This is a genomic window from Gordonibacter pamelaeae (assembly GCF_003340385.1).
GTDB classification, from domain to species: domain Bacteria; phylum Actinomycetota; class Coriobacteriia; order Coriobacteriales; family Eggerthellaceae; genus Gordonibacter; species Gordonibacter pamelaeae.
In genome coordinates, this window is record NZ_PPTS01000005.1 from 124,548 (window position 1) to 151,079 (window position 26,532).

General features: G+C 65.0%; 26 protein-coding genes, 1 tRNA gene and 1 other RNA gene. 25 read left to right on the forward strand and 3 right to left on the reverse strand.

The genetic code is table 11. From position 1 onward, the window contains the following. Positions 1-7: 7 nt before the first annotated feature. The 5 genes from C1877_RS09050 to C1877_RS09070 all read left to right on the forward strand — a co-directional run bounded on the left by C1877_RS09050 (position 8) and on the right by C1877_RS09070 (position 3,456). A complete protein-coding gene (locus C1877_RS09050) occupies positions 8-304 on the forward strand; it encodes a hypothetical protein (protein ID WP_015539005.1) in 297 nt (98 codons plus the stop codon). 18 nt (positions 305-322) lie between these two features. Then, positions 323-1,039 carry a TatD family hydrolase gene (locus C1877_RS09055; protein WP_114568997.1) on the forward strand — a complete coding sequence of 239 codons (717 nt, stop codon included), beginning with the start codon at positions 323-325 and terminating at the stop codon, positions 1,037-1,039. Positions 1,040-1,051: 12 nt separating this feature from the next. Then, complete coding sequence (locus C1877_RS09060; RefSeq protein ID WP_114568998.1) at positions 1,052-2,008, forward strand: flavodoxin family protein; 957 nt, start codon at positions 1,052-1,054, stop codon at positions 2,006-2,008. Further along, positions 2,001-2,960, forward strand: coding sequence for a 16S rRNA (adenine(1518)-N(6)/adenine(1519)-N(6))-dimethyltransferase RsmA (gene rsmA, locus C1877_RS09065; RefSeq protein WP_114569070.1), 960 nt, complete (start codon positions 2,001-2,003; stop codon positions 2,958-2,960). The genes C1877_RS09060 and rsmA overlap by 8 nt, the downstream gene beginning before the upstream one ends. Positions 2,961-3,114: 154 nt before the next feature. Further along, entirely contained in the window at positions 3,115-3,456 is a 342-nt protein-coding gene (locus tag C1877_RS09070) for a Veg family protein (RefSeq protein WP_041239022.1), read from the forward strand. Between the two features lie 87 nt (positions 3,457-3,543). Here the strand turns inward: C1877_RS09070 and C1877_RS09075 are convergent, their stop codons facing one another. Continuing rightward, positions 3,544-4,566, reverse strand: coding sequence for an FAD:protein FMN transferase (locus C1877_RS09075; protein WP_015539003.1), 1,023 nt, complete (start codon positions 4,564-4,566; stop codon positions 3,544-3,546). Positions 4,567-4,713: 147 nt separating this feature from the next. Then, the gene (locus tag C1877_RS09080) at positions 4,714-4,914 is read right to left on the reverse strand and encodes a hypothetical protein (protein ID WP_041239020.1); all 201 of its coding nucleotides are present in this window, start codon (positions 4,912-4,914) and stop codon (positions 4,714-4,716) included. A 427-nt stretch (positions 4,915-5,341) separates the two neighbouring features. On the opposite strand from C1877_RS09080, the gene C1877_RS09085 reads away from it, so the two are divergent. The 5 genes from C1877_RS09085 (at position 5,342) to C1877_RS09100 (ending at position 9,102) form a co-directional block, all read left to right on the forward strand. Continuing rightward, positions 5,342-6,595: a radical SAM/SPASM domain-containing protein gene (locus C1877_RS09085; protein ID WP_015539001.1), complete on the forward strand. Its 1,254-nt coding sequence runs from the start codon at positions 5,342-5,344 to the stop codon at positions 6,593-6,595. 204 nt (positions 6,596-6,799) lie between these two features. Further along, the gene (locus C1877_RS15170) at positions 6,800-7,333 is read left to right on the forward strand and encodes a hypothetical protein (RefSeq protein WP_147274540.1); all 534 of its coding nucleotides are present in this window, start codon (positions 6,800-6,802) and stop codon (positions 7,331-7,333) included. Between the two features lie 9 nt (positions 7,334-7,342). Then, complete coding sequence (locus C1877_RS09090) at positions 7,343-7,588, forward strand: helix-turn-helix domain-containing protein (protein WP_114568999.1); 246 nt, start codon at positions 7,343-7,345, stop codon at positions 7,586-7,588. 104 nt (positions 7,589-7,692) lie between these two features. Then, positions 7,693-7,768 (forward strand) — tRNA-Ala (locus tag C1877_RS09095). 140 nt (positions 7,769-7,908) lie between these two features. Then, complete coding sequence (locus C1877_RS09100) at positions 7,909-9,102, forward strand: ATP-binding protein (protein WP_114569000.1); 1,194 nt, start codon at positions 7,909-7,911, stop codon at positions 9,100-9,102. A gap of 432 nt (positions 9,103-9,534) precedes the next feature. Here the strand turns inward: C1877_RS09100 and C1877_RS09105 are convergent, their stop codons facing one another. Further along, positions 9,535-10,086, reverse strand: a complete 552-nt coding sequence (locus C1877_RS09105; RefSeq protein ID WP_114569001.1) for a hypothetical protein — start codon at positions 10,084-10,086, stop codon at positions 9,535-9,537. Positions 10,087-10,512: 426 nt separating this feature from the next. Between C1877_RS09105 and C1877_RS09110 the strand changes: the two genes are divergently transcribed. The 15 genes from C1877_RS09110 to recR all read left to right on the forward strand — a co-directional run bounded on the left by C1877_RS09110 (position 10,513) and on the right by recR (position 26,442). Then, positions 10,513-11,766, forward strand: coding sequence for an ammonia-forming cytochrome c nitrite reductase subunit c552 (locus C1877_RS09110; RefSeq protein ID WP_015538998.1), 1,254 nt, complete (start codon positions 10,513-10,515; stop codon positions 11,764-11,766). Between the two features lie 273 nt (positions 11,767-12,039). Further along, positions 12,040-12,807, forward strand: a complete 768-nt coding sequence (cgr1, locus tag C1877_RS09115) for a cytochrome c-type protein Cgr1 (protein WP_041240042.1) — start codon at positions 12,040-12,042, stop codon at positions 12,805-12,807. A 269-nt stretch (positions 12,808-13,076) separates the two neighbouring features. After that, positions 13,077-13,742, forward strand: coding sequence for a cytochrome c maturation protein CcmE domain-containing protein (locus tag C1877_RS09120; protein WP_041239017.1), 666 nt, complete (start codon positions 13,077-13,079; stop codon positions 13,740-13,742). A 67-nt stretch (positions 13,743-13,809) separates the two neighbouring features. Then, complete coding sequence (locus C1877_RS09125; protein WP_114569002.1) at positions 13,810-16,041, forward strand: heme lyase CcmF/NrfE family subunit; 2,232 nt, start codon at positions 13,810-13,812, stop codon at positions 16,039-16,041. 6 nt (positions 16,042-16,047) lie between these two features. After that, positions 16,048-16,773: an ABC transporter ATP-binding protein gene (locus C1877_RS09130; protein WP_015538995.1), complete on the forward strand. Its 726-nt coding sequence runs from the start codon at positions 16,048-16,050 to the stop codon at positions 16,771-16,773. Position 16,774: 1 nt separating this feature from the next. After that, on the forward strand, positions 16,775-17,527 hold the full coding sequence (locus C1877_RS09135; RefSeq protein ID WP_015538994.1) for a heme exporter protein CcmB: 753 nt from the start codon (positions 16,775-16,777) through the stop codon (positions 17,525-17,527). Between the two features lie 11 nt (positions 17,528-17,538). Then, complete coding sequence (locus tag C1877_RS09140) at positions 17,539-18,309, forward strand: cytochrome c biogenesis protein (protein ID WP_015538993.1); 771 nt, start codon at positions 17,539-17,541, stop codon at positions 18,307-18,309. Between the two features lie 87 nt (positions 18,310-18,396). Then, positions 18,397-18,582, forward strand: coding sequence for a hypothetical protein (locus C1877_RS09145; protein WP_096227248.1), 186 nt, complete (start codon positions 18,397-18,399; stop codon positions 18,580-18,582). 110 nt (positions 18,583-18,692) lie between these two features. Beyond that, entirely contained in the window at positions 18,693-19,520 is an 828-nt protein-coding gene (locus C1877_RS09150) for a UTP--glucose-1-phosphate uridylyltransferase (RefSeq protein ID WP_015538991.1), read from the forward strand. 281 nt (positions 19,521-19,801) lie between these two features. Continuing rightward, complete coding sequence (gene aspS / locus C1877_RS09155) at positions 19,802-21,580, forward strand: aspartate--tRNA ligase (protein ID WP_015538990.1); 1,779 nt, start codon at positions 19,802-19,804, stop codon at positions 21,578-21,580. A 242-nt stretch (positions 21,581-21,822) separates the two neighbouring features. Further along, an RNA gene (gene ffs / locus C1877_RS09160) (signal recognition particle sRNA small type) lies at positions 21,823-21,914 on the forward strand. Between the two features lie 202 nt (positions 21,915-22,116). Next, on the forward strand, positions 22,117-22,956 hold the full coding sequence (locus C1877_RS09165; protein WP_114569003.1) for a VTT domain-containing protein: 840 nt from the start codon (positions 22,117-22,119) through the stop codon (positions 22,954-22,956). Positions 22,957-22,976: 20 nt separating this feature from the next. Continuing rightward, positions 22,977-25,403: a DNA polymerase III subunit gamma/tau gene (gene dnaX, locus C1877_RS09170; RefSeq protein WP_114569004.1), complete on the forward strand. Its 2,427-nt coding sequence runs from the start codon at positions 22,977-22,979 to the stop codon at positions 25,401-25,403. A 79-nt stretch (positions 25,404-25,482) separates the two neighbouring features. Next, complete coding sequence (locus C1877_RS09175) at positions 25,483-25,830, forward strand: YbaB/EbfC family nucleoid-associated protein (protein ID WP_015538989.1); 348 nt, start codon at positions 25,483-25,485, stop codon at positions 25,828-25,830. Between the two features lie 15 nt (positions 25,831-25,845). Then, the gene (gene recR, locus C1877_RS09180; RefSeq protein WP_114569005.1) at positions 25,846-26,442 is read left to right on the forward strand and encodes a recombination mediator RecR; all 597 of its coding nucleotides are present in this window, start codon (positions 25,846-25,848) and stop codon (positions 26,440-26,442) included. Positions 26,443-26,532 lie beyond the last annotated feature (90 nt).

Genomic DNA, 26,532 nt, shown 5'->3' on the forward strand with positions numbered 1-26,532 from the left:
TTTCTCCATGTCCGAATCTGCAGAGCCCGTGTTCTTCGATACGCTGTTCCACCGCAAGCGCAAGCACGGCAAGTGGGACACCGTCGACGCGCCCCAGCTGGAGGGGCTGGTGGCCGACACGCACGCCCACCTGCAGCTGCTTAACGACCCGGCGCTCGCCCTGGCGCGCTGCGCCGCGCACGGCGTGGGATTCCTCTGCACCATAACCGACGTGTACGAGGACGGCCCCGTCACCTACGACCGGCTCGATGCCTGGAGGCACGAGGCGGCGGTGGACGTTGCCCGGCTCGTCCACCGCTGTTGAGGCGACCCCTGCCCGCGCGTGCCGCGGGTGCGCATCGCAACCGGCTGCCATCCCCACAACGCGAAGCACTACGACGACGCGCTGGAGGCCGCGCTGCGCGAGCGGCTGGCCGATCCGCGCACGTCGGCCGTGGGGGAGATCGGCCTGGACTTCCACTACGACTTCTCGCCCCGCGACGACCAGCGCTCGGCGTTCCGGCGCCAGCTGCGCGTGGCGAGGGAGTGCGGCCTGCCGGTGATCCTGCACGTGCGCGAGGCGCACGACGAGGCGCTGGCCATCATGCGCGACGAGGGCTTCCCTGAGGCGGGAACGCTGCTGCACTGCTTCAACCTGGATTGGAACGTGCTGGAACCGTGGGTGGAGGCCGGCTGCTACGTGGCGTTCGGCGGGCCGCTCACGTTCAAGAAGAGCGACGACGTCCGCGAGGCCGCGGCCCGCGTGCCGGCGGATCGCCTGCTCACCGAGACGGATGCGCCTTACATGACGCCCGAGCCCCTGCGCGGCACCGCCTGCGGGCCCGAGCACGTCATCTTCACGGCCGAGCGCCTGGCCGAGGTGCGCGGGTGCGCGCCCGGCGATGAGCGCGCGGCGCTGCTGCGCCAGCTTCTGCAGAACGCCCGCACCCTGCTCGACCGCGAGCCGACGGCATGGCAGGAGCGGGCCGCCCGTGCGTTCTATGCCGACGCCTTCGCAACGCTAGACGGCGCGGCCCCGGCTGCAGCCCACGGACAATAAGGAGCCGCCCCTATGAACCGCCTGATCATCGTAGGATCGCCACGCACCGACGGCCGCAGCGCGCACTTGGCCGACTTGCTGTTCGAGTCGTGCATCGACGAGTGCCCCGACGACGAGCTGGCGCTTGCGCCGGTGTCGACGCTCGCCATCGAGCCCTGCCAGGGGTGCGATGCGTGCAAGGCGCTTGCCGCATGCGCGGCAAGCGGCGGGGCGTCCGACGGCGAAACGGCCGAGGAGGCGTGCCGTCGCTGCGTCATCGACGACGACATGGCGGAGGTGTACGAGCTGATCGATGCCGCCGACGAGCTGGTGGTGGTGTCGCCCGTGTACTTCGCCGGCGCCCCCGCCCAGCTGAAGGCGCTGCTCGACCGGCTGCAGCCCTACTTCTGGACCGATGCGCGCCATGGGAGAAAGCGCCCGGCCACGCTGCATGTGGTGGGCGAGGGCGGCGATCCGCACGGTTTCGAGCCGCTGGTGGGCGTGGTGCGCTCGTCGCTGTCATGCGCCGGCTTCGCCCTCGAGCGCGTGCTTGACTGGGTGGGCCGGATAGACGAAGACGGCGAGATCACGGCCGAGGCCGTCGAGCATGCGCTCGCGCCCCTCCCGGGGCAGCGCGCTTCGAGCGATGGCGGGGCGCCGGTGCCCGACGATGCTGCCAAGGAGGCCGCGTCCGGATCCGTGCCGGCGTCCGCATCCGGGCGCAACGCTTCGTCCGCCGCCCCGTCCCGTCCCGCGCTGCGTCTCTCGCCGGAGGGCGGGCCCGTCCAGGGGGGCGGCAAGGCGCCCGCGAACGGCGGTGCCCACGGCAAGCAGCGCGCGTCGGGCACGGGAGCGCAAGGGCCGAGGAAGCCCCGGCAGGGGTCCGGCCAGCAGGGGAACCGCCCTTCGCAGGGGTCCGGCAAGCAGGGCGGCAAGCGCGGAGGCGGGCAGGGCGGCCGTCCGAAGCAGGGTGGCAAGCGCCGTGGGTAAGCTATCGCCGCTCGCAAGCGCTTCCGCCACACGCGCCGTGCTGGAGGCCCATGGGCTGACCGCGAAGTACTCGCTCGGCCAGAACTTCCTCGTGAACGATGCCATCCTGCAGAAGATCGTCGCGCTGGCCGAGGTCGCGCCCGATGATGCGGTTCTGGAGGTGGGACCTGGCATCGGCACGCTCACCATGGCGCTTTTGCAGCATGCGGGGCGCGTAGTGTCCGTGGAGCGCGACGCCGACCTGCCCGCCGTGCTCGCCGAGACGCTTGCGCCGTGGGCCGACCGCTTCGCCCTCGTGCAGAAGGACGCCCTCGACCTTGCCACCGCCGACCTGAGCGATGCGCTTGCACGGCTCGGGGCACCCGAAACCGCCCCCGGCAAGCTCGTGGCGAACCTGCCCTACGCGGTGGCCGCCACCGTCGTGCTGGACTACTTCGAGCAGTTCCCCTCGCTGGAAAGCGCCACCGTCATGGTGCAGAAAGAGGTGGCCGATCGCATGGCCGCGGTGCCCGGCACGAAGAACTACGGCGCCTACACCGTGAAGCTGCGCCTGTACGCCGAGCCGGCCGGCCGATTCGGCGTGGGCCCTGGCAACTTCTTCCCGCCGCCGCGCGTGGAGAGCGCCGTGCTGCGCCTGAACCGCCGTCCGCTGTGCGGTGCCGGCGGGGAGCCGCTCGCCGCATCCACGCTCAAGGCCGCCGCCACCATGGCCGACGCCGCCTTCGCGAACCGCCGCAAGACCCTCTCGAACTCCTGCAAGACCTACTTCGGCTCCCGCGGGGCGAAGGGCGCGCGCATCGCCGCCGCCCTCCCGCAGCTCTTCGAGCAGGCTGCCGTCGACCCGAGAATCCGGGGCGAGGCGCTGGCCCTGGAGGATTTCGTCCGCTTGGGAGCGGGGTTGGAGAAGCTGGAGGCATCAGGCGCGCCCGATGGCGCCGAAGAAGGGGCGTAGCCTATTCAACCGGAAACGGGGCCTGAATGGCCGGCCGTCAACTTATGGTTTGCGAAAAGTAACATATCCGTGCAGATTCTGTAGAGTATTGACCAAGGTGGTATAATCTCGCTTTGTGATTTCTGCATAACGGCACACGCGAGAAAGAGTGAGCATGGATTTAGCTAAACAGGCCAAAATCGTCGACTCCATCCATGATACGTTACATGACTTCGTCGGTCAACGCCTGAAAGTGCGCGCCAATATGGGTCGCTCGAAGATCGTCGAGAGCGAAGGCGTGCTCATGCAGGTGCACCCCCAGCTGTTCATCCTGGAAGTCGACCGCAAGCGCGGGCGCACGGCGCGCCAGTCCTACCAGTACGTGGACGTCCTCACCGGCATGGTGGAGCTCTCCCAGAACGGCGAGCCGCTGTTCGAGCCCTTCGTTCCGGAGAACCCGCTGGCCGACACCCCTGCGGCTGTCGACGAGCGCGAAGAGGAGACGGTGCTCTCCTAGCGCTCCTCTCGCGAAAGGCGCCGCAAGCCGCTTCCCCGACGGGCACCGCATCGCGCGGTGCCCGTCTTGCGCTCGGCGCCTGCTGAACTACGCTGAATGCACCTTTCCCGCCGCGTCTACGAAGTGCGCCTCCAAGATGGCCGGATGCGACTGCGCGAATGCCCGCCCGCGCTCGATGCCCAGGGCCAGCAGCGTGGTGGAGTACCCCTCGGCGTCCAGCGAGCGGCGCGCGATCACGGTGGCTCCCGCAGCATCCGTTTCCACTGGCAGGCCGGTTTCGGGGCAGAGGATATGATGGTAGAAGGCGCCGTCGCGCTCGAAGCGGCGTTCGTACACGCCGCTCGTGACGGCGGAGGCGTCGCGCACTGCCACGGCCCCCACCACGCCCCCCTTGTCGCGCGGATCCTGCAGCCCAATGCGCCACGGCACGCTGCCCGGCTTCTCGCCATGCGCCACCACGTTGCCGCCCAGGTTCACGATGAAGGCCTCCAACCCGTGCTCGGCCAGCAGGTCGGCCACGGCGTCGGCTATCCAGCCTTTCGCGATGCCCCCCACGTCCACTGCAGCCAGCGGGTCTTCCAGCTGCGCGAACGCCTGCCTGCCTGCTGTGGTGCCCGTTTGGGGGGCCGCGCTTTCTGCGGCCGCGGCCGTCGGCTCGTCCCATACGCGCAGCGTGCGCCAGTCGACGTGCGCGAGCGCCTCGCGAATGCGCTCGCGCTCGGGAACCGTTCCTTCGTGGAAGTTCCAGAGCCGCACGACGGCACCCATGGTGATGTCGAACCGTCCCTCGCTGTCCGCACAATAGCCTTGGGCTGCGCGCAGCAGCGCGGCCGTGTCGGTCGCGATGGGCACGGGGCGCCCCTTCGCAGCGTTCAGCCGGGCGATATCGGAGTGCGGGAGCGTGCGCGAGAGGCGTCGTTCGAACGAGCGGCACGTGGCGCGTGCGGCAGCATATGCCGCACGGCACTGCCCAGGATCGCCGAACGCTTGCAGGGTGACGACGGTGTTGAACGCATAGAACAGCTCCGTTGTCATTCCGCGCTCGTCGGGGCCCGACGTTTGAACGAATTCCTCCAGAGGGATGGGGTCGTGTGCTCTCTCGAAGTCCATGCTCCCAGTATAGGCCAAAGCCGCACTACCGGAAGGCTGGATCGACGTGGAGCGCAACGTTGAGGCAGATAGGCACGAGGTGCGGCCGAGAGGGCGTGAAGGGGCCGTCGCGTTTTCCGCGCCGTTTCCTTCCGCTGCGGTACCGGCCTACTCGTCGTGCGGCGTGCGCTCCGATTCTGCGATGCTCTGGCGGGTGGCGGCGGCGCATTCGGCTATCCGGCGCAGCACCTCGTCGCGCATGGCGGCCACTTCTTCGGGGGTGTCCGCTGTGGAGAACAGCGCTTTTGCAGCTTCGCCGAAGGCGGTCAAGTCGACGGCGCCAATCTCAGGATTCGTCTGAACGGGCATGATGGTGGCTTCTCTTTCCATAACGTGGTTGGACACAAGGGCTGGCAGGCTTGCGGGCCGAGGACCCGGCCGAGGGGGGGGGGGGGGGGGGTTCTTTGCATGATCTCATCGTGATCGCCCCTTTCCGATGCGGGAGGCCGAACGCGCCGTCGCGGTGCGGTAGCGGGTCGCCTCGATAGCGTTGCTGGGGTAATGTATCATACTATATTAATCATTAAACGATAAATAGCGAACGGAAGCCGAGTTGTAGCGAACGGCATTGCGCGGCTCGATTCCGCCTCGATTCTCCTTTGCGCAACTGCGCTTTTCGGCGGAACCAATCGACAAGCCATAATCGAACCTATAGAATAACGGTTGACGACGGGTGCGTATCTGCCGCTTGCCCTTTGAGAGACGGCGAGCGGATGGGGTGGCGCGAGGAGGCTTCATGAGGTTCAGTGACCAGGTGGTCGCGTTCGATTTCGCTGGCATTCCCATGGTCGGCAACATGAACACGGGGTATGCGATCGGCCTGACCGCCGAAGGGGCCGCTGTATGCGAGCGCCTGCTGCGGGAAGAGGTTGCGGAACCCGAGGTCGCCGCCGTCGATGCGGCGTTGCTCGAACACCTGGTTCGCGGCGGTTTCTTCAGCGACGAGAAGCCCGCCGACGCCGTGGTGTCCGCCTACCTGCACGTCACGCAGCGTTGCAACCTGTCCTGCGTGGGCTGCTACTCGTTCGACGACCAGCGCAACTGCCTGCCAGACGCCCCGCTGGAAGCCATCGAGCGCGCCCTCGACGAGCTGGCGGCCGCCGGTCTTGCCACGCTCATCATCTCGGGTGGCGAGCCGTTCCTGCGCGACGACCTGCCCGACATCGTGGCCTACGCGAAGCGTACCTGCGGCATCAAGTCCGTCACCGTGCTCTCGAACGGCACCTGCCTTGCCGAGGGGTCTCTGGCCGCGCTCGCGCCGAACGTCGACTGCGTCTCCATCTCGTTTGACGGCTGCTCGGCATCCGCCCCCGCCTATATCCGGGAAGAGCAGCGTTTCGACGAGCTGGTGGCCGCGGTCAAGGCCGTTCAGGCCGCCGGCATCCAGGCGCACATCATTCCCACGGTGCACAAGCGCAACATCGACGATTTGGCCGATTACGTCCGCCTGTCGAAAGACCTGGGCGCCACCTTGAACTTCAGCCTGCTCACGTGCGCGCCCGATGACGAGCTGGCCGCCCTGCTGCCGGATGAGGAGGCCCTGCGGAAGCTGGGCGCGAGCATCCTCACGCTGGACGGCGGCAAGCCGCTCGCCCTCATGGACGCCCCCGTGGGCCTGAACCTCACGGTGAAGAGGAACTGCGGCGCCGGCTATCGCGGCGTGAGCATCGCCGCCGACGGCACCGTCTATCCGTGCCATATGCTCCACCGCCCCGAGCTGGCGATGGGCAACGTCTTCGTCGGCACGCTTGCGGAGGCGCTGGAGAGCGAGGTTTCCGCACGGTGCCGCGCCCTGGATGCCGCCGACTTCGAGGGCTGCGCCACGTGCCGTTACGAGCGAATCTGCGGGGGAGGCTGCCGAGCCCGCTCGCTGTTCGCATCGGGCAGTCTGGAGTCGCCCGACTCCTACTGCGCGATGACCCTAGAGTTCTACGACCGTTTAGGAGCGGCCATGAAAGCCGCAATAGAAAACAAGAAAGGAGGTGCGTAATATGCTGTTTTACAGTGAGGCCGATCCGCGTGCCACTTGTCCTTATGTTGGATGGGGAGGAATATGCTTTGCGCCTGGGTTTTAAAGGTCGGTATAGTTTAACGAAAACAAGATGACCTCTTAAGGGGTCATCTTGTTTAATATAATTATGACCGTTCCGTTTTCAGAGTCTAACTATTTGTTTGTCAGAATCGGAGGGGTCATATGCTTGAAGCCGATCTTGTTGAAGCGGAAGCGTCAATGAAAAAAATCAGAAAGGTTTGTCGTTTTATCGCCTTAGGTCTGCGGGTCATTCTGTTCGTGTATGCGGTCTATTGGACCGTCGCTTTGTTCAATATGGTTACATCATTCGTTAGCATCGATGGTGGAAGCCAAAATATTATCAGTGTTGTATTGCATCTGTTACATGGGCTTACTATAGCCTCACTCCTCTTGCTCTTTTCATCGATATTTGCCGACACGAAACGAGGTCGCTCACCATTTGCTATGTCGCAGGTTAAAAGATTAAGAATAATTGCTGGTTTGTTACTTCTCTATTCAATTGTGGATTTTGGGGTAACGCTTAATACAATTTCTTTTCAGAGCGGCTCATTAAGTTCTGGTTATGTGTCAACAAATAGCAATGTGATTATCCCTATTAACTTAGCTCCCATCTTTGGAGCTGCAGTTACATTCGCCTTTTCGTTCGTATTTAAATACGGCATCCTTCTTCAAGAATTTACTGACGAAACGCTTTAGGTTGCCGCAATGGCTATCATCCTTGAGCTTGACAGAATCATGGCTGATCGCAAGATGTCGCTCAACGACCTTGCGGATAAAGTCGGCATCACCAACGTGAACATGTCGCGCATAAAAACCGGCAAGATCAAGGCCATTCGCTTCTCCACGCTCAACGCCATCTGCAAAGTCCTCGAATGCGAACCAGGCGACATCCTGAAATACCTCGACGACGATGACGATCTCGATCCCTCCGAAGAGGGCGAGGGTATCTAGCGCCTGCCAACAACCCGAACGTTCTATGAACATTTCAAATCCCCATTTGACAAATGCCCCCAATACCGGCAAAATAAGTCCTCGCGCGAGAGCGCAGCACCCGTGGGGATGTAGCTCAGCTGGGAGAGCATCACGTTCGCAACGTGGGGGTCGTGGGTTCGAATCCCATCATCTCCACCACGGAAACCAAGGCAGGCTGGGTAACCGGTCTGCCTTTTTGGTGTTGTCGGACGATTGCCGGTGTCGCTGAGCGACGGTCTCTGTGGTACTCTATTTCCCAATATTAAAACGAAATCAATTTTGGGAAATGAGAATCAACGATGAAGCTTATCGAGAGGAAGAGCTATCTGCAGAAGCTGATAGACGTCGAGGGAACCCCCGACATCAAGGTGGTTACCGGCGTTCGCCGCAGCGGCAAATCCAAGCTGCTCGAAGCTTTCAAGCACCACGTCGTGAGCTCGGATCCCGACGCGAACATCATTCACGTCAACTTCAACCTGACCGAATTCGAGGGCCTCATGGAGTACCATGCCCTGGACGAGTTCGTGCGAGCCGCCTACGTTCCCGGTGCGAGCAACTATGTCATCATAGACGAGGTTCAGATGTGCGAGGGATTCGAGAGGGCCATCAACAGCTTCCACGCATCGGAGAACTTCGACATCTACATCACCGGCTCGAACGCCTTTCTGCTCAGCAGCGACCTCGCCACGCTGTTCACGGGCCGCACATTCGAGATCGAGGTGTTCCCGTTCTCGTTTGCCGAGTACCTCGCCTACTTCGGGGAAGAGGAGGGCATCGACGGCGCCTTCGACCGCTACGTGCACACAGGGGGCATGTCGGGCTCCTACCCCTACAAGAACGAAGCCGACCGCTCCGCCTACGTGAAGGATGTGTTCGAGACCCTCATCATGCGCGATATTCGCCAGAAGTACGACGTGCGCAATCCCGATCTGCTCAACCGCCTGTCCGAATTTCTGATGGACAACGTCTCAAACGTGACTTCGGCGAGGAGCGTGGCGTCGTCGCTGGAGGGCGACACCGAGGCGAACCACAAGACCGTCGGCTCGTACATCGAATACCTTTGCAACGCCTACGCGTTCTACAAAGTTCGCAGATACGACATCCGAGGGAAGAAGTACCTGTCCTCGGGCGATAAATACTATCTGAGCGACCACTCCTTCCGGTTAGCGAAGCTTGGCACGCGCAACATGGACTGGGGCCGGGTTTACGAGAACATGGTCGCCATCGAGCTTCTGAGGCGAGGCTACGAGCTCTATGTCGGCAAGCTGTATCAAAAAGAGGTGGACTTCGTCGCCATGCGTGGGAGCGAGAAGATGTACGTTCAAGTGAGCGACGACATCTCGGCCTTTGCGACGTTCGAGCGGGAAGTCGATCCCCTGCTGAGGATACGCGACGGATACCCGAAGTTTCTCATCGCCCGCACAAGGCATGAAACCTACGATCACGAGGGTATCATGATCCATGACCTTGCCAGGTGGCTGTCTGCCGAATAGCGGCGATGGCCGCTTTGCGAAATGCCCCCGTGTTGCGCATCTTGGTACAGGCTCTCGTCAACGAACGAGCGGTCGGTGCCTAACTGCTCGAACTGGATAACGTCATACGGTCAGCAAAACGCGTAACCATAGGCTTGGTGATGCGTAGTACCGGAGTTTCCTATGCAGGAAGCTGCTACATGAATGAATTCTTTTGCCAAAAAGGAGTTTCCCCACGTCATCTCATTCAAGCGAAGGGCACATCACCATTTTAGTTACTAAAATAATTGTGCCGGTATACGTACCTTCTGATAGAGTGTCACCTTCGCAACGTGGGGGTCGTGGGTTCGAATCCCAGCATCTCCACCACGGAAACTCGATCGGCCCAGAAGTTGCTTCCGGGCCGATTTCTGTATACGAACTGGTATTCCACGCTTGATCGGGCCCCTGTCCTCACTTGTCCTTGTAAAACTTGTTCAGGTTGATCGTCTCGCCTTGGAACTTGATCATCGTCCAAATCGCATAGGACTGCACGACCAAGATGATCCCGACGGTTGCGGAGACGAAAGACAAGAGGGCCTCCATGCTTGGGTTGGGGGAGTTGGCGGCGAATGCGGCAGCGTATCCAAGGATCAGGATGACGGCGCTCGCCTTCTTGCTTGCTATCTCGGATGCCTTGATGCGCACCAGCTCGGTGGGCACCGAGTCTTCGGAAACCTCCCTCAAGAGCACCGGGGTTCCGAGCGTTCTGCGAAGCTGTTTTTCCTCGGACTCGCCGAAAACCTCGAGCACGAGGACCAGCGCTCCCGCGCATTGGGCGGCTATGGCGAAGATGTGCACCACGTTCTCGGCGTTGCCCAGCTGAGAATACGAGTACCAGATGCTAAGCAGCAGCACGACAACCGCCACCAGGCTGAAGATGGTGCAAACGACCTTCTCGTTAAACGAGGTCGAGAACAACTTCGCCCGAAGCGACCCAAGTTTCGTGATGTCATCTTCCTGCATCTGCTCTCCTTATCTAGGGGGCCGGCGGTTTCGCTTCGCAAGTTGCGCTGCAAGAATGCAAGCGCGCCTTCCGGAACCATTCGCCTCCGCCTCGGCATTATAGCCTGACCCCCGATGCGGCTCGGACGGCGAGCCGCCGTTGCATACGATGCCCGCCGACAAAGCCGCGGGCATCCATACGGAAGCAGCATATGCGCACCAATGAGAGGTTTTGCCGACGTGGCTCCCGCTCCGTCGATCCGCCGCCCCTCGATGGCCCTCTTCGGAGGCATTGCATCCATGACCTGCAAAGAGCCCGGGCGGGTTTTTCCCTATCCCGTTCGTGGGAATTCCCGACGGGGGAATTTCGGCTCATCATTCCCCGTTTGAAAAGTGTATATTTCGTGAAGGAGAGATCTATTGAAGGTCGAAGGGAGGAGATGCTTGATGAAAGCCATCTTTGCGAGCAAGAAGACGAGATTAGGGCTTTCCCTCACCTGCATCTGCGTTCTGGTCATGGGGTTGGCGGCGTGCGCGCCCCAGCAGCCAAGCGAAGATGCGAACAAGGGAGCAGAATCCGTGGTGGACTTCAAAATCCCCGCGGCGAACGAGAACGGCATCATCACCGCTGATGCGTGGCAGGAAGTGTACCCCGACGAGTACGCCACGTACAAGCAGAACGAAGAGAACAAGGATCCGGGCGATTACACGCAAATCTATCCGCAGATCCAGACCATTTGGGCCGGCTCGGCCTTCTCGAAGTTCTACGCCGAGCCGAACGGGCATGTCTATTCGCTGACCGACATCAACGAGACGGGGCGCAACCCCAAGACGGCGAACTGCCTGACGTGCAAGTCGTCCGAGTTCATCCTGAAGCAGAATGCCGACCCCACGCTGAACACGTCGGACATTCAGGCGATGAAGGCTCAGGTCTCCGAGCCCATCAGCTGCTACGACTGCCATGAGAACAGCCCGGCCGAAGGCGCCAAGGCCATCCGCCAGTTCTTCGTGAACGCGGTGGGCGACGACGCGAGCAAGGTGCCCGAGGGCGCCATGTCCTGCGGCCAGTGCCACAACGAGTACCTGTTCCCGAACGAGAACAAGTCGGCCGAGAACCCGTGGAAGGGCCTCGCCGAGGCCACGCCGGAGAAGGTGCTGGCGTACGAGAACTCCATCAACTACGTCGACCACACGAACCCGACGAACGGCACGAAGCAGCTCAAGGTGCAGCACCCCGAGTTCGAGACGATGTACGGCGGCGACATGGCCCCCATGGCCAAGCAGGGCTACAGCTGCTCCGACTGCCACATGGGCACGACGAAGAACGCTGACGGCAAGGAGTTCGACAACCACAACTGGTCGAGCCCGCTTGACAACGAGGAGCTCATCGCCAACGACTGCTCGCAGTGCCACGCCGACATCAAGGCCGAGGTCGCCGCGAAGCAGAAGGTTGCCATCGACCGCGTCAACAGCATCGGCAACAAGCTGGTCACGCTGAACAACAAGCTCTCCGAGATCGTTGCGAACGGCTCGATGGGCGAGGATCAGCTGAACAAGCTCCGCGACCTCAACCGCACGGCTCAGTTCTACTGGGATTGGGTCATGGTAGAGAACAGCGATGGCGCTCACAACTCCGCGCTTGCCCAGGACACGCTCAACAAGTCCGAGGCAGCGGTGGATCAAGCTCTGGCACAGATCTAAACGAAACGCGACCGGTCTCTCCGCCGCGCTGGGGAAGGGAAGGCGCCTGCTTTCCCTTCCCGGCGTATTGCACCAAAACTCGGCCGCAACGGGCGTGCCTCACACGAAATTGGGGGCAAAACGGGCTAATTCCCCCCAAATGGGTGATAGGCGCAACGTCGGCCGAGGGCTAGTATGCATGAGGTAACGTGCTCGTGCCGAGGGTCGGGCGGGAAACCCGCGAACCAACCGGACGCACGGGCAATCGAGGATGCAAGAAAGGGGGTTATGGAGATGAGCGAAGAGGAAACCAAAGTGGAAGCCGCCACCGAGGCAGCCGCGACCGAGGACTCCACGACCGATGTGGAAACCACGGACGAAGCCGTGAAGGCGGAAGGCGCCGAAGCCGGCGAGGCCGCTCCCAAGAAGAAGGGGAAGAAGTGGCCGATCGTCGTCGGCGTCGTGGCGGTTGTTCTGATTGCAGCCGGTGCCGGCTTCTGGGTTTGGCATGAGCAGCCGAGCTTCTGCAACGCTATTTGCCACACGCCGATGGATCCGTATCTGCCGACGTACGAGGCGGAGCCGGGCCAGGCGGCCGTGGACAAGTGGGGCAACGACGTTGAGGACGCCAGCAGCATGATGGCTGCGGCGCACCGCGTCTCGAAGGATCAGGGCGGCGCCGAGGCCACGTGCATGAGCTGCCACGTTCCGACGATCGGCGAGCAGGTGGCCGAGGGCATGGCATGGATCACGGGCAACTACTACTACCCGCTCGAGGAGCGTGACGTCGACCAGCTGGTCGAGGCACGCGGACTGGAGAGCGGCGACGAGTTCTGCCTGAACGAGTCCTGCCACAATCTCACGCGCGAAGACCTGAAGCAGGCGACGTCCGAGCTGGGGCAGTACAACCCGCACCAGCCGCAGCATGGCGAGCAGGAGTGCAGCAGCTGCCACAAGGCACACCGCGCGTCGGTGAACGCCTGCACGCAGTGCCACAGCGAGTCCTACGTGCCGGAAGGCTGGCTGACGTACCAGCAGGCCAACAAGCTTAACGCAGCGTAAGGTTCGCCAGCACAAAGAGGCGTCTTCGGACGCAACCGCATAACGAAGAGGGAGCCCGCCTCAAGCGTCTTGCTTGGACGGGCTCCCTCTTCAAAGGCTCGATGAACGGAAACGGCGGGCGGAGCCCCGTGGCCGGCGGGGGTTTGCACCGCGCCGAGCGGGGAAATCCCGTGGCAACATGGTGAATCTTTGAATTCACCGTGCTTCCGTTCCTCGGAACTTTGGGGTACGTGACAATTGGGCGTAAGACTCTTGAGGAGGAGGCGAGCGTGAACACGAAAACGAAGCGGCGGCTCGTGGTGGTCACCGGTATCATCGTCATCGTGCTGGTCGTTGTCTTGGCCGTCGTCGGGGGCAGCTCGTCGGCGAAGTCCGTGACGATAGCCGATATGGCGAACGGGCAGTACGCCGACCAGAAGGTCCAGGTGTCGGGCAACGTGGTGGAGAACTCCTTCTCCACGGAGGACAATGTGCTCACGTTCGATATGTACGACCCGTCGGGCGATCAGACGCAGTACCTGCGCGTCAAGTACGAGGGAGGCGTGGCAGCCACCTTCGGCAACGACGTCACGGCCATCTGCACGGGCAAGGTGGGCGCAGACGGCGTGCTGCATGCGACCGAGCTCGTGACGAAGTGCCCGTCGAAGTACGAGAATTCCAGCAACGCGCTCGGCGTGGCGCAGCTTGCGGAATACGGCGACAGCGTTCTGGACAAGCCGGTGAAGGTGACCGGCACGGTGAAGGACGGCACGCTTGCCGCGGCAGGGCAGGGCGACCGCTTCGTCCTCGTGGACGCGGAGGGCGCGCCCGAGCTGTCCGTGCTGTTCGACGACGCGCTGTCCGACGAGGTGAGGGACGGCTCCACGCTCGTGCTCACCGGCTCGCTCAACGAAGACGGGAAGTTCCATGCCACCGAGGTCTCGCTCGCGGAATAGCATGCGCGGCCCGGCCATCTCATAAGCTTGGCGGCCGCGCACGCGGCCGCAACGAAGGGATACCTACATGTCAATATTCGGTCTGATTGGACTGCTCATCTCGTTTGCGGCCGTCATCGTGTCGATCGTCTGCCTTGTGGCGGGCGCGATTGCGGGGCGCAAGCGTGCGAGCGGCGTGGCGGAGACGCTCACCTGGGGCGGCCATGTGGCGGCCCTCGTGTCCGCCGTGGGGCTCACGGCGTGCTGCGGCATCCTCGTGTACTGCTTCATGACGGGCGACACGTCCATCGAGTACGTGGTGCGCTACCACAGCAACGCGGCGGGCGCCGATGCGTGGCTCTACCAGCTGGCGGGCCTGTGGGCCGGCCGCGAGGGCTCGCTTCTGTTCTGGGCCTGGCTCATCTCGCTGTTCAACTCCGTGGTGGCCGTGCGCAACCTGAAGCGGCAGGAGAAGCTCGATTCCATGGCGCTGCTCGTGGCGCAGATCGTGCTGGCGGCGTTCGTGGGCGTCACGTTGTTCTCCGAGAGCAACATGCCGTTCACGGCCCTGGCCGCCCAGTACCTCGACGCATCGGGCAACCTGCGCGGCGAGGCGGCGCTCTGGGGCATGAACACGCTCTTGGAGCACTGGGCCATGGCCATCCACCCGCCCACGCTGTTCGTGGGCTACGCCGGCCTCACCATCCCGTTCGCCTACGCCATCGCGGCCATCATCGTGAACGATTCCTCGAAGGCGTGGGTCGTGCGCTCGCAGCGCTACGCGCTGTTCTCGTGGCTGTTCCTGGGCATCGGCATCGGCTTGGGCGCCGTGTGGGCCTACGTGGTGCTCGGCTGGGGCGGCTACTGGGGCTGGGACCCCGTCGAGAACGCGAGCCTGCTGTCATGGCTCGTGGGCGTGGCGCTCATCCACAGCTTCACCGTGTACCGCCAGCGCGGCGCGTTCAAGCGCTGGTCGGTCATGTGCGCGTGCCTCACGTTCGCGTTCGTCATCGTGGGCACGTTCATCTCGCGCTCGGGCCTCGTGCAGTCCGTGCACGCGTTCGAGGGCGACAACGTGTCGCTCGTGCTGTTCGGCGGCCTGATCGCCGCGTCGGTGCTGGCCGGCATCGTGGGCCTCATCGTGCGTTGGAAGTCGTTCGGGCCTGCCAAGGCGGGCGGCGACGACATCTCCAGCATGATGTCGAAGGATGCGGCCTACTACTTCAACAACCTCATCATGATCGTGTTCACCCTCATGCTCACGTTCATGACCATCGCGCCGGCGCTGCCGTTCAACCTGAAGTTCTCCACGGGAACCTACGACGCCATCGCGCGTCCCCTGGGCATCCTGTACCTCATCGTGCTCACGGCGTGCCCGCTGCTGTCGTGGGGCAAGACCGAGGGGAAGCAGTTCTGGAAGCGCGCCCGCATCCCCGGCGCCTGCGCGCTCGTGCTGTTCACGGTGCTCATGTTCTACTACGCTACGTACCTGCTGCCCAGCTACCAGGCGAACGTGGCGTACTACCAGGAGCTGGCGGCGCAGGGCAGCGTCTCGGCCTCCGAGATGCTCTCCACGCTGGGGCCGGCCTGGTACTACAACGGCCTGACGGTCGTGGGCCTGCTCGTGGCCAGCCTGCTGCTGTTCAACTCGCTGTTCATGCTGGGCCGCGGTATCCGCGCCTACCGCGAGAAGCACGGCGGCAACGTGTTCGGCGCCGCGTTCGGCATGCTGGCGAACCGCGCCGCCTCGTTCGGGGGCTTCGTGTCGCACCTGGCCATGGCCGTGATCCTGGTGGGCCTGATCGGCTCGTCCATGTTCGTGACCGAGCGCGTGGGCTACGTGGGCTACGACGAGGCCACCGATTCGACCACCGAGGACTTCACCATCCAGGACTTCACGCTGAAGTACACGTCGAACACCATCGAGGAGATGGCGAACGGCGATGATATCCTGTATACCGTGAACTACGACGTGTTCAAGGACGGCGAGTTCGTGGGCTCCGTGTCGCCGGCCGTGCAGCTGGTGCAGTCCACCCAGCAGCAGAAGCTGGTGGCGGGCGTGATCTCGTTTCCCACGGAGGACCTGTTCGTGGTCTACAAGGGCGTGAACACCAACGGCGACTTCTCCATGGACGTGCGCGTGAACCCGCTCATCACGCCCGTGTGGGTGGGCTTCGGCCTGCTGATGCTGGGCGTGCTGATAGCCACCGCCGGCCGCCGCGGCGCGAAGCGCGGCAAGCAGGCGGAGGAGGTTTCCGACGATCTGCCGCGCGAGGATTCGGCGGCGAAAGTCGACGAGAAGAAGAGAGAAGAGGCGTAACGCGCCATGGAAGCTGTGGCTGAGCCTGCGATCGAAACCAAGAAGCTCTCGAAGGTGTTCGGCAATCGCAAGGCCGTCGACAACGTGACCATCGAGGTGCCGCAAGGGGCGTTCCTGTCCATCTTCGGCCCGAACGGGGCGGGGAAGACCACGCTTCTGCGCGTGCTGTCCACGCTGTCGCGCGCCACGTCCGGCAAAGCCACGCTCATGGGCGTGGACCTGAAGGAGGAGCCCGACCGCGCGCGCGACCATATCGGGCTCATCTCGCACAACTCGATGCTCTACCCGGACCTCACGGCCGAGCAGAACCTCATGATCTACGCGCGCCTCTACGGGGTGGTCGACCCCGAGGCGCGCGTCATGGAGCTGTTGGAGGCGGTGGAGCTGAAGCACCGCCGCCTCGACGTGGTGCGCACGTTCTCGCGCGGCATGACGCAGCGCCTCTCCATCGCCCGCGCGCTCATCCACGACCCGGACGTCGTGTTTCTGGACGAGCCGTACTCGGGCCTCGACCCGCATGCGGTGGAGATATTCGACGAGCTCATCGAGCGGCAGCGCGAGGGCCGCACGTTCGTCATGGTGAGCCACGACCTGCAGAAGGGCTTCGCCATGTGCACGCACGCGCTCGTGCTGGCGCGCGGCCGCGTGGTGGCGTTCGACCAGAAGGACGCGTTCGACTTCGACGAGTTCGCGGCCCTGTACCGCTCGACCGTTGGCATGGGGGTGGCTTAAGATGGCGGCCGAGAAGGGCGCGACCGTGCGCACGGCGGGCGGCGTGGCGCTCAAGAAGCCCTCCACGTTCCAGCAGTACAAGACGCTTTTGCGCAAAGACCTGGAGCAGGAGTTCCGCACGAAGGAGATGCTCACCTCCATGGGCATCTACGCGCTACTGGTGATAATCGTCTACGGCGCGGCGCTCGCGCAGACCTCGCAGACCACCGACATCCTGCAGATGTCGGGCGGCCTGCTGTGGGCGCTCATCGTGTTCACGTCGCTTCTGGGCCTCAACCGCTCGTTCGCGCACGAGAAGGAGCAGGGCTGCCTGGAGGGCATCCTGCTCGTGCCGATGGACCGCTCGGTGGTGTTCCTGGCGAAGGCGACGTCGAACCTGCTGTTCCTGCTGGTGGTGGAAGTGGTGGCCGTGCCGCTGTTCTACTTCTTCTTCCTGACCACCACCACGCCCTCGGAGAGCTTCTGGCTGCTCGTGGTGCCGCTGCTCGTGGGCACCGTGGGCGTGGCGGGCATCGGCACGCTGCTCTCCACCATCACCATCAACACGCGCGGCAAGGACGTCATGCTGGCCGTGCTGTTCATCCCGCTGATCTTCCCGCTGCTGTACGCCTGCGTGTCGGCGACGACCGCGGCCATCGTGGGCGCGGAGGGGTACGCGGACGTGATGCTGACGTCGCTGGCGCTTGCGGGCGGCTACGACGTGATCATGATCCTCGCATCGTGGGTTCTGTACGATTTCGTGATTAGCGCTTAGAGAGGAGCCGTATGACTGGGGAAACGAAAAAGGCGCCCAAGCTTCCGGAGGCGGGCCAGTGGCCCGACCGGATCGCGCCGGCGGTGCTCGTGGCGGGCATCGTGCTGTCGACGATCGGCTTTCTGCTGGCGTTTCTGTGGGCCTCGCCCGTGAACGGCGCCGCGGTGAACGGCGTCGAGATGATCGGCGGGCAGATGGTCACGAACGTGCTGCTGCTGTCGCAGAAGATCTTCTACTTCCACATGCCGGTGGCCATCACGTCGTTCGCGGCGCTCGCGTTCGCGGGCTACTACGCGGTGCGCTTCCTCATGACGAAGAACCGCCGTTTCGACACCTGCTCGAAGATCGCGATGGAGGTCGCCCTGCTGTTCGTGGCCTGCACGATGATCACGGGAGACCTGTGGACGCGCTTCGAGTGGGGCGTGTGGTGGACGTGGGATCCGCGCCTGACCACGTACCTCATCCTCATGCTCATCATCATTGCCTACTTCATCCTGCGCAACGCCATCGACGAGCCCGAGCGGCGCGCCACCTACGGTGCCGTGCTCGCCATCATCGCGCTCATCGACGTGCCCATCTGCTTCATGGTGACGCGCCTCATTCCCTCGAGCATCCACCCCGTGGTGGTGCGCGAGGGCGGCATGTCGGGCGACATGGGCATCACGCTCATGTTCTGCCTGGCCGGCATCGCCATGGTGGGTTTCGCGCTGTATCGCCTCCGCTTCCGCCAGGTGCGCCTGACCGAGCGGGTGGAGGCCCTGAAGGAGCAGTTGGAGGACTGAGGTTCCGCCGTTCTGCCGAACGGCTCGACGCTGCGAAGCGCCTCGCCGACGTTGAAACGACCTATGAGTTGAGAAGGAGATTGACCTATGAATCCGGTTCTCGTTGAGATTTACAGCACCGTTGCCCCGTCCATGCCGTTCATCATCGGCGCGTACGCGCTCATGTGGGTGGCCATCCTGGTGTACGTGCTCATCATCATGTTCGGCTTCAAGAAGGCCGAGAAGCAGATGGCCGTGCTGGAGGAGGCCCTGGCCGAGCAGCAGGGCAGGTAGCCGTCTGATGACGGCCTGTCCGCTCGTGCTACAATAGCCCAAGCGATTTTCACGAGGCGCCGCAGGATCGCGGCGCCTCTTCTGTTGTCCGAGAAGAAAGGTTTCCGTCCATGAAGGCTCTCATTCCCGCGGCCGGCCTCGGCACGCGCTTCCTGCCTGCCACGAAGGCCCAGCCCAAGGAGATGCTGCTCGTCGTCGACCGTCCGGCCATCCAGTACGTGGTGGAGGAGGGCCTGGCGTCGGCCGCCGACGAGGTGGTCATCATCAACAGCCGCGAGAAGAAGGCCATCGAGGAGCACTTCTCGCCGAACCCGGAGCTCGTGGCCACGCTGCGCGCCCGTGGCAAGGACCAGTACGCCGACCTCGTGGAGAAGGTGGGCGCCTACAACGTGAGCTACGTGTACCAGGACGAGGCGCTGGGCCTGGGGCATGCCGTGCGCTGCGCGGCCGAGAAGACCGGCGACGAGCCGTTCTACGTGCTTCTGGGCGACGTGCTGGTGCCCGACAACCAAATGCTGCCCCGCATGCAGGAGGTGTCCGACGCGCACGGCGGCGCGAGCGTCATCGCGGTCATGCCCGTGCCGGACGACCAGGTGAGCCGCTTCGGCGTCATCGCGGGCGCGGCCGTTGAGGGCGAGGACGACGTGTGGAAGGTGGATGCGCTGGTGGAGAAGCCGGCGCTCGAGGACGCGCCGTCGAACCTGGCCGTGTTCGGTCGCTACCTTTTGAGTGCCCGGGTGATGGAGCTTCTGGCCGACGTGCGGCCCGGCGTGGGCGGCGAGATTCAGCTCACCGACGCGCTCGACGCCGTGCTGCGCGAGGAGGAGATGTACGCGCTCGTCATCGACCCCGCCGACGGCTTCGACACCGGCACCGTGGAGAGCTGGCTGGAGACGAACAACATCTTGTTCCGCCGTTCTGCCGAACGGCGGAACTAGCCGACGCTGCGGCCGGCCGAGGCACCCCGCCTTCGCGCGATCCCGGAGGTTCGCGTACCAAGGTACGCTTCGCCTCCGCGATCCCGCGAATTCGGGGCACCTCGGCCGGCCTCGCTGACTTACTACGCCAACCTGGCGGTGAGCGGCGCATTTTGCATGGAGCGACAAGGGAATATGACGTTTCGCGATAAACCTGCTGTACAATAAACCAGTTTGAGCAATTCCGCCGCCTGTGTGCGGCGGATACCGATAGCGGCGTCAAGGAGCAAGGAACTGCCATTATGACGGACTTCATGAACGAATACTGCATGCACACCGCCACGTGCGGCGAGCTGCGCCGCGGCGACGTGGGCCGCGAGGTCGTGCTCACGGGCTGGGCGTGGCACAACCGCGACCACGGCGGCCTCATCTTCATCGACCTGCGCGACCGCGCGGGCTACACGCAGGTGGTCGTCGACCCCGATTGTGTGAGCGCCGACGACTTCGCGAAGGCCGAGCACCTGGGTCGCGAGTACGTGCTGAAGATCGCGGGCACGGTGCGCGAGCGCGGCGCGGAGGCCGTCAACCCGAACATGGCCACGGGCGAGATCGAGGTGCTGGCGAAGTCCGTCGAGGTTCTGAACACGAGCGTCACCCCGCCGTTCTCCATCGAAGACGGCATCGAGACGGATGAGACCACGCGCATGAAGTGGCGCTACCTCGATATCCGCCGCCCCGAGATGTACCAGGCCCTGCACCTGCGCCACACGGTGGCCCAGGCCATGCGCGGCGCGCTCAACGAGCGCGGCTTCCTGGAGGTGGAGACGCCCATCCTGGCGAACTCCACGCCCGAGGGCGCGCGCGACTACATCGTGCCGAGCCGTCCGAACCCGGGCCGCTTCTACGCGCTGCCGCAGAGCCCGCAGCAGTTCAAGCAGATGCTCATGGTGGGCGGCATCGAGCGCTACTATCAGATCGCCCGCTGCTTCCGCGACGAGGACCTGCGCGCCGACCGCCAGCCCGAGTTCACGCAGGTGGACATCGAGATGGGCTTCGTGCAGGGCGAGGACGTGATGAACCTCATGGAGGACGTCATGGCCGAGACGCTGGCCGCCGTGGGAGTGGAGCATGCGTTCCCCTTGCAGCGCATGCAGTACCGCGAGTCCATGGACCGCTTCGGCAACGACCGTCCCGACACGCGCTTCGGCATGGAGCTCGTGGACATCACCGACATCGTGAAGGACACGGGCTTCAAGGTGTTCTCGAGCGTGGCGCAGTCCGGCGGCGTGGTGAAGGCCATCAACGCGAAGGGCGCGGGCGACTGGAGCCGCGGCGACGTGGAGAAGCTGGCCGACATCGCGGCCGAGAACGGCGCGAAGGGCATGGCCTGGATCGCCTTCACCTCCGACGGCAAGGAGAAGAGCCCCATCATCAAGTTCTTCAGCGACGAGGAGTTCGCCGCGCTGAAGGAGGCCATGGACGTGGAGCCGGGCGACCTTCTGCTGTTCGCCGCCGACACCTACGAGGTGGCGAGCGCCGTGCTTTCCGCCCTGCGCCTGCACATGGCCGACGCGCTGAACGTGCCGCGCGAGGGCCATCAGCTGCTCTGGGTGGTGAACTTCCCCATGTTCCGCTACGACGAGGACGAGAAGAAGTACGCCGCCGAGCACCATCCGTTTACGCACGTGCTGGACGAGGACGTGGACAAGATCGAGAGCGACCCGCTGGCGTGCGGCAGCTACAGCTACGACCTCGTGATGGACGGCTTCGAGGTGGGCGGCGGCACCATCCGTATCCACAACGCCGACGAGCAGCGCGCCGTGCTGCGCACGTGCGGCCTCACCGACGAGGAGATCGACGAGAAGTTCGGCCACCTCATCCACGCGCTCGAGCTGGGCGCGCCGCCCCACGGCGGCATCGCGCTCGGCCTCGACCGCCTGGTCATGCTGCTGGGGGGCAAGGCATCCATCCGCGACGTCATCGCCTTCCCGAAGACGTCGAGCGCGTCCGACCCGATGACGGGCGCCCCGAGCGCCGTGACGGGCCGCCAGCTCAAGGAAGTGAACCTGCGCACGCTGTAGCGCTTGCACGCTCGGCAGGAACGCGGTGCAATCCTGCCAACGGCAGCGCCCGCCAGCGCGGGTGGTGCGTGTTATTTAGTTAAGCCGGTCATCCTTGGAGTGGGGGCCGGCTTTCCTATTTCTATCCTCATCATTTCTTCTAACACGTGAAAGCTATGTGCTTTTGGTTGCGCGCGAGGGTGGGAGAGGGCGCCCGCCCTCGCTTTCGACTATACTTAGGAGCCGTATGAACCGAGTACTTCGGATGGGCCGGGCGGCGCCATGTTCCGAACCTGGTCAGGTCCGGGAGGAAGCAGCCATAAGGGACCGCTGGCGAGCGCCCTGCCTATCCGGGTTACTCGGTTCCGTCGGTCTGGCGACCGACGGAACGGCTCGACGCTGCGAAGGGCTGTGGCACCGAATCTTGCCCCTTTTACGCTTGCCCTCACGTGCCAAAGCACGCTCGGCCGCATGATGGGGCAAACTCCGGTACCACAGCCCTTCTCGCTGGCTGGCCGGACTGGTGGTTTGACAACCTGTGGCACTGAAGGGCGTACATGGACATCATCAATTTCTTCGTCGACCTGCTCAGCGATCCGCGCGGGGCCATTGCAGGCTGGATCATCGCGCTGGGGCCGGTGTGGGTGTACTCGCCGCTGTTCCTCATCGTGTTCGTGGAGACGGGGCTCGTGTTCTTCCCGTTCCTGCCGGGCGACTCGCTGCTGTTCGCGGCCGGCGTGTTCTCGGCCGACGGCGGGGGCTTGAACGTCTGGGCCACGCTCGTCGTGTTCTACGTCGCGGCCATCCTGGGCAATACGTCGAACTACTGGATCGCGCGGTTCTTCGGCACGCGCATCATCGACTCCGGCAAGGTGAAGGCGCTCACGCCCGAGCGCATGGCCAAGCTCGACCACTTCTTCGCGAAGTACGGCGGCCTGACCATCGTCATCACGCGCTTCATGCCGTTCTTCCGCACGTTCGCCCCGTTCATCGCCGGAACCGGCCACATGAACTTCGCGAAGTTCACGCTGTTCAACGTCATCGGCGGCGTGTCATGGGTGAGCCTGTTCGTGCTGGTGGGGTACTTCTTCGGCGGCATTCCGGTCGTGCAGGAGCACTTCGAGGTCATCGTCCTGGGCATCGTGGCGGTGTCGGTGGCGCCGGCCATCATCGGAGCGGTTAAGGCCGCCCTGGGCTCCCGCAAGAAGAAGGCGGGCGACGGGCGCACGCAGGTCCAGGCCGAGATCGATGCCGACGTGGCCGAGGAGCGGGAGCTGCGCGCCGCGCACGCGGCCCCGGCCGAGGAGGCGGTTGCCGGCAAGCATGCGGCCCCGGCGGCGACGGGCGCGCGCTCGCCGCGCGGCGCGCATGCGAAGGCGGAATCCGAGACGGAGTAGCAGGGAAGCGAGCATACGCGATGGCAGAGGCACTTTACCGCAAATACCGGCCGCAGATCTTCGAGGACGTCGTCGGCCAGGAGCACATCGAGCGCACCATCAAGAACGCCATCGAGCAGGACAAGGTGAGCCATGCCTACCTGTTCACGGGCCCGCGCGGCACGGGCAAGACCACCACGGCGCGCCTGCTGGCGAAGGCGCTTCTGTGCGATCACGGCCCCACGCCCGAGCCCGACGGCACGTGCGACGACTGCGTGATGATAGCCAACGGCGAGCACCCGGACGTCTACGAGCTGGACGCCGCGAGCCGCACCGGCGTGGAGAACGTGCGCGAGGAGATCATCGGGCGCGTGCAGTTCGCCCCCACGCGCGGGCGCTACAAGATATACATCATCGACGAGGTCCACATGCTGTCCACGGCGGCGTTCAACGCGCTGCTGAAAACGCTCGAGGAGCCGCCGAGCCACGTGGTGTTCATCCTGGCCACCACCGACCCGCAGAAGGTGCCCGAGACCATCCACTCGCGCTGCCAGCGCTTCGACTTCCGCCGCATCTCGTCGGAGTCCATCGTGACGCGCCTCGGGGCCATCTGCGTGGCGGAGGACGTGGAGTTCGAGGGCGAGGCGCTCGACCTGATCGCGCACCGCGCCGAAGGCGGCATGCGCAACGCGCTCACCTCGCTCGAGCAGCTCATCGCGTTCGGCGAGGGGAAGGTCACGCTGGAAGTGGCCGAGCGCATGCTGGGCGGCGTAGACACGAGCGACGTGGCCGAGATCGTGCGCGCCGTCGGCACGCGCGACGTGGCCGCCTGCTTCCGCTGGACGGCCGACTACGTGGAGACGGGCGCCGACTTGGCGCAGTTCGTGCGCGACCTGGCCGAGCACGTGCGCAACATGTACGTGCTGACGCTGGCGGGTGCCGACGTGGCGCTCGAGGTGAGCGACGCCACGCGCCGCGAGCTGGCCCACGAGATGCAGTGGTTCGGCCCCGACCGCCTTTCGCGGCTTCTCGGCGTGCTGGGCGACCTCTCGGCCGAGCTCAAGACGTCCACGAACCCGCGCCTGTCGTTCGAGATCGCGCTGACGCGCATGGTGCGCCCGGATTCCGACCTGACGCTCGAGGCCCTTGCCGAGCGCGTCGAGGCGCTGGAGGGCGGCCATTCGGCCGTTGCGCACGTGGTGTCCGCTGCGGCGGGCCAGCAGGCTGCGTCCCCGGCTAACATGCAGGCGGCGTCGTTCGCAGATGCGCGCGCGGTCTCGGCTGCTGACGCCCAGGCGGCGGCGCCTGCAAGCGCCCAGGCGGCGATGCCTGCGAGCGGGCAGGGGCCGGTGGGCGCCGACGTGCAGCAGGGGGGCTCTCCCGCTGCCGCGCAAGGCGCTGCCCCCTCTCTCGGCGCGCAGGAAAACGCCCGAGCAGGGCAACCCGAGCGCGCGCGCGTAAGCGGGGAGCCCCCGGTTGCGCAAGTGGCTGCGGGCTCGCACACGCAGGAGCCGTCCTCCGCCGTAGGCGCGCAGGCGCCCGCCCAGGCGGTGCAGGGCGCGCCCGCGCCCGTCGCGTCCGCGCAACCCTCCGCCGCGGCAAGCTCCGCGCCGTCTGCAGAGCTCGCCGCGAGCTTGCAGAACCCGGCGGCGCTCCAGCGCATCTGGCAGGCAACGCTGTCCACGCTCAAGAAGAACAAGGCGGCGTACGGCGTGCTGTTCCTGAACACGAAGGCCCTCTACCGGGCCGACAAGGGCCTCCTCGTCATCGAGTTCCCCGCCGAGAACTCGTTCGCCTTCAAGGCCGTGCAAAAGCCCGACGTGCAGGACGCCGTCCTGACGGCGCTCACGCAGGCGTGCGGCGCGGCGCTGCCGTTCACGTACACCCAAGGGCCCGACGGTGCAGGGGCTGCCGCGCCCTCGGTTTCCGTCGCAACGCCGTCGGCGGCTTCGGCCGCCTCCCCGGCGCCCGTGGCGGCGTCGCCCGAAGCCGCGGCCTCCCGGCCCGCCGCGTCGGCACCCGCTCAGGCCGCGGCCCCGAACCCGGCAGCCGCCGCGCTCGCGAACGCCGCTGCGGCTCCTGCGGCCTCCCGGCCCGCCGCATCGACTTCGTTCGCGGCCCCGGAGCCCGATCCGACGCCCCTCGATGCCTACGACTTCCCCCCGTACGAGGACGAGGCGGTCCCCTACGACGATTACGGCGCCGCCGCGCCCTCGGCCGCCCGGCCGTCCGGCAGCGGGACGACCGCTGCCGCCCGCTCGGCCGAGCGGGCGCCCCGGCCGGTCACCGCGCCCGCGCCCGACGCCGCCCCGACGCCCGCGTCGCGCCCGGACCTGCCGCCGGAGCCCGATGCGCGCACCTCGCCTTCCGTGGACCTGACGGCTCCCGTGCAGTCGCCCGGCGAGCTGGAGGCCATCTTGGCGGCGGGATTCGGCGATGGCGTGATCGTCGAAGAAGTGAGAGAATAGCGCGCGAAGCAACGCCGCGGCAAGCAGGCGGCATCCGATAAACGACAAGCTACGAGCAGAGAGCAGACAGGAGACCACGATGGCGAAACGAGGCGGGTTCCCCGGAGGCGGCGGCATGGGCAACATGGGCGCCATGATGAAGCAGGCCCAGAAGATGCAGGCCGAGCTGGCGAAGGCCCAGGACGAGATCAAGGACATGGAGTACGAGGCCACGGCCGGCGGCGGCATGGTGAAGGTGGTGGCCACGGGCGACATGGCCATCAAGAGCATCGTCATCGACCCGGAGGCCGTGGACCCCGAGGACGTGGACCTGCTCCAGGACATGGTGCTGGCGGCGGTGAACGAGGCCCTGCGCGGCATGTCCGACGTGAGCGCCCAGCGCCTGAACTCCGTGACCGGCGGCATGAACATCCCCGGCCTGATGTAGGCGCGGGCAGCAGCCATGTACGCAGCGCCGTCCATCCAGAAGCTCCTCGACGAGCTGGAGCGCCTGCCCGGCATCGGCCCGAAGTCGGCGCAGCGCATCGCCTACTGGATACTCAACACCGACAAGGCCACGGCGCTGCGCCTGTCCGAGGCCATCGCGGAAGTGAAGGACCAGGTGCACTTCTGCCGGCAGTGCTTCAACTACGCCGAGGACGACCTGTGCGAGATATGCCGGTCGTCCCGGCGCGACCCGGGCATCATCTGCGTGGTCAGCGAGCCGCGCGACATTCCGCCCATCGAGCGCACGGCTGTGTTCTCGGGCCTTTACCATGTGCTGGGCGGCGCCCTGTCGCCCATGGAGGGCATCGGCCCGGACAACCTGCGCATCGCCGAGCTCATGAAGCGCCTGGCATCGGGCGAGGTGACCGAAGTGGTGCTGGCCACCAACCCCAACGTGGAGGGCGAGACCACGGCCGCCTACCTGGCGCGCCTCATCAAGCCGCTCGGCGTGAACGTGACGCGTCCCGCCAGCGGCCTGCCCGTGGGCGGCGACCTGGAGTTCGCCGACGAGGTGACGCTCGGCCGCGCCATCGAGGCGCGTCGGCCGCTGTAGGCGGGGGAGGACGAAGGCAGGCGCCGAGGGCGCAGGCCGCCCTGATAGGGCAAGAGGCCGCCGCGCTTTCGCACGACGGCCTCTTCGCAC

Coding starts and splice junctions, on each gene's coding strand:
- C1877_RS09140 (WP_015538993.1), top strand. CDS start 17,539: ATGACTGGGGAAACGAAAAAGGCGCCCAAGCTTCCGGAGGCGGGCCAG.
- C1877_RS09090 (WP_114568999.1), top strand. CDS start 7,343: ATGGCTATCATCCTTGAGCTTGACAGAATCATGGCTGATCGCAAGATG.
- recR (WP_114569005.1), top strand. CDS start 25,846: ATGTACGCAGCGCCGTCCATCCAGAAGCTCCTCGACGAGCTGGAGCGC.
- C1877_RS09145 (WP_096227248.1), top strand. CDS start 18,397: ATGAATCCGGTTCTCGTTGAGATTTACAGCACCGTTGCCCCGTCCATG.
- C1877_RS09150 (WP_015538991.1), top strand. CDS start 18,693: ATGAAGGCTCTCATTCCCGCGGCCGGCCTCGGCACGCGCTTCCTGCCT.
- dnaX (WP_114569004.1), top strand. CDS start 22,977: ATGGCAGAGGCACTTTACCGCAAATACCGGCCGCAGATCTTCGAGGAC.
- C1877_RS09080 (WP_041239020.1), bottom strand. CDS start 4,914: ATGCCCGTTCAGACGAATCCTGAGATTGGCGCCGTCGACTTGACCGCC.
- C1877_RS09085 (WP_015539001.1), top strand. CDS start 5,342: ATGAGGTTCAGTGACCAGGTGGTCGCGTTCGATTTCGCTGGCATTCCC.
- C1877_RS09105 (WP_114569001.1), bottom strand. CDS start 10,086: ATGCAGGAAGATGACATCACGAAACTTGGGTCGCTTCGGGCGAAGTTG.
- aspS (WP_015538990.1), top strand. CDS start 19,802: ATGACGGACTTCATGAACGAATACTGCATGCACACCGCCACGTGCGGC.
- C1877_RS09070 (WP_041239022.1), top strand. CDS start 3,115: ATGGATTTAGCTAAACAGGCCAAAATCGTCGACTCCATCCATGATACG.
- C1877_RS15170 (WP_147274540.1), top strand. CDS start 6,800: ATGCTTGAAGCCGATCTTGTTGAAGCGGAAGCGTCAATGAAAAAAATC.
- C1877_RS09135 (WP_015538994.1), top strand. CDS start 16,775: ATGGCGGCCGAGAAGGGCGCGACCGTGCGCACGGCGGGCGGCGTGGCG.
- C1877_RS09110 (WP_015538998.1), top strand. CDS start 10,513: ATGAAAGCCATCTTTGCGAGCAAGAAGACGAGATTAGGGCTTTCCCTC.
- C1877_RS09075 (WP_015539003.1), bottom strand. CDS start 4,566: ATGGACTTCGAGAGAGCACACGACCCCATCCCTCTGGAGGAATTCGTT.
- C1877_RS09050 (WP_015539005.1), top strand. CDS start 8: ATGTCCGAATCTGCAGAGCCCGTGTTCTTCGATACGCTGTTCCACCGC.
- cgr1 (WP_041240042.1), top strand. CDS start 12,040: ATGAGCGAAGAGGAAACCAAAGTGGAAGCCGCCACCGAGGCAGCCGCG.
- C1877_RS09175 (WP_015538989.1), top strand. CDS start 25,483: ATGGCGAAACGAGGCGGGTTCCCCGGAGGCGGCGGCATGGGCAACATG.
- C1877_RS09165 (WP_114569003.1), top strand. CDS start 22,117: ATGGACATCATCAATTTCTTCGTCGACCTGCTCAGCGATCCGCGCGGG.
- C1877_RS09060 (WP_114568998.1), top strand. CDS start 1,052: ATGAACCGCCTGATCATCGTAGGATCGCCACGCACCGACGGCCGCAGC.
- C1877_RS09100 (WP_114569000.1), top strand. CDS start 7,909: ATGAAGCTTATCGAGAGGAAGAGCTATCTGCAGAAGCTGATAGACGTC.
- C1877_RS09130 (WP_015538995.1), top strand. CDS start 16,048: ATGGAAGCTGTGGCTGAGCCTGCGATCGAAACCAAGAAGCTCTCGAAG.
- C1877_RS09125 (WP_114569002.1), top strand. CDS start 13,810: ATGTCAATATTCGGTCTGATTGGACTGCTCATCTCGTTTGCGGCCGTC.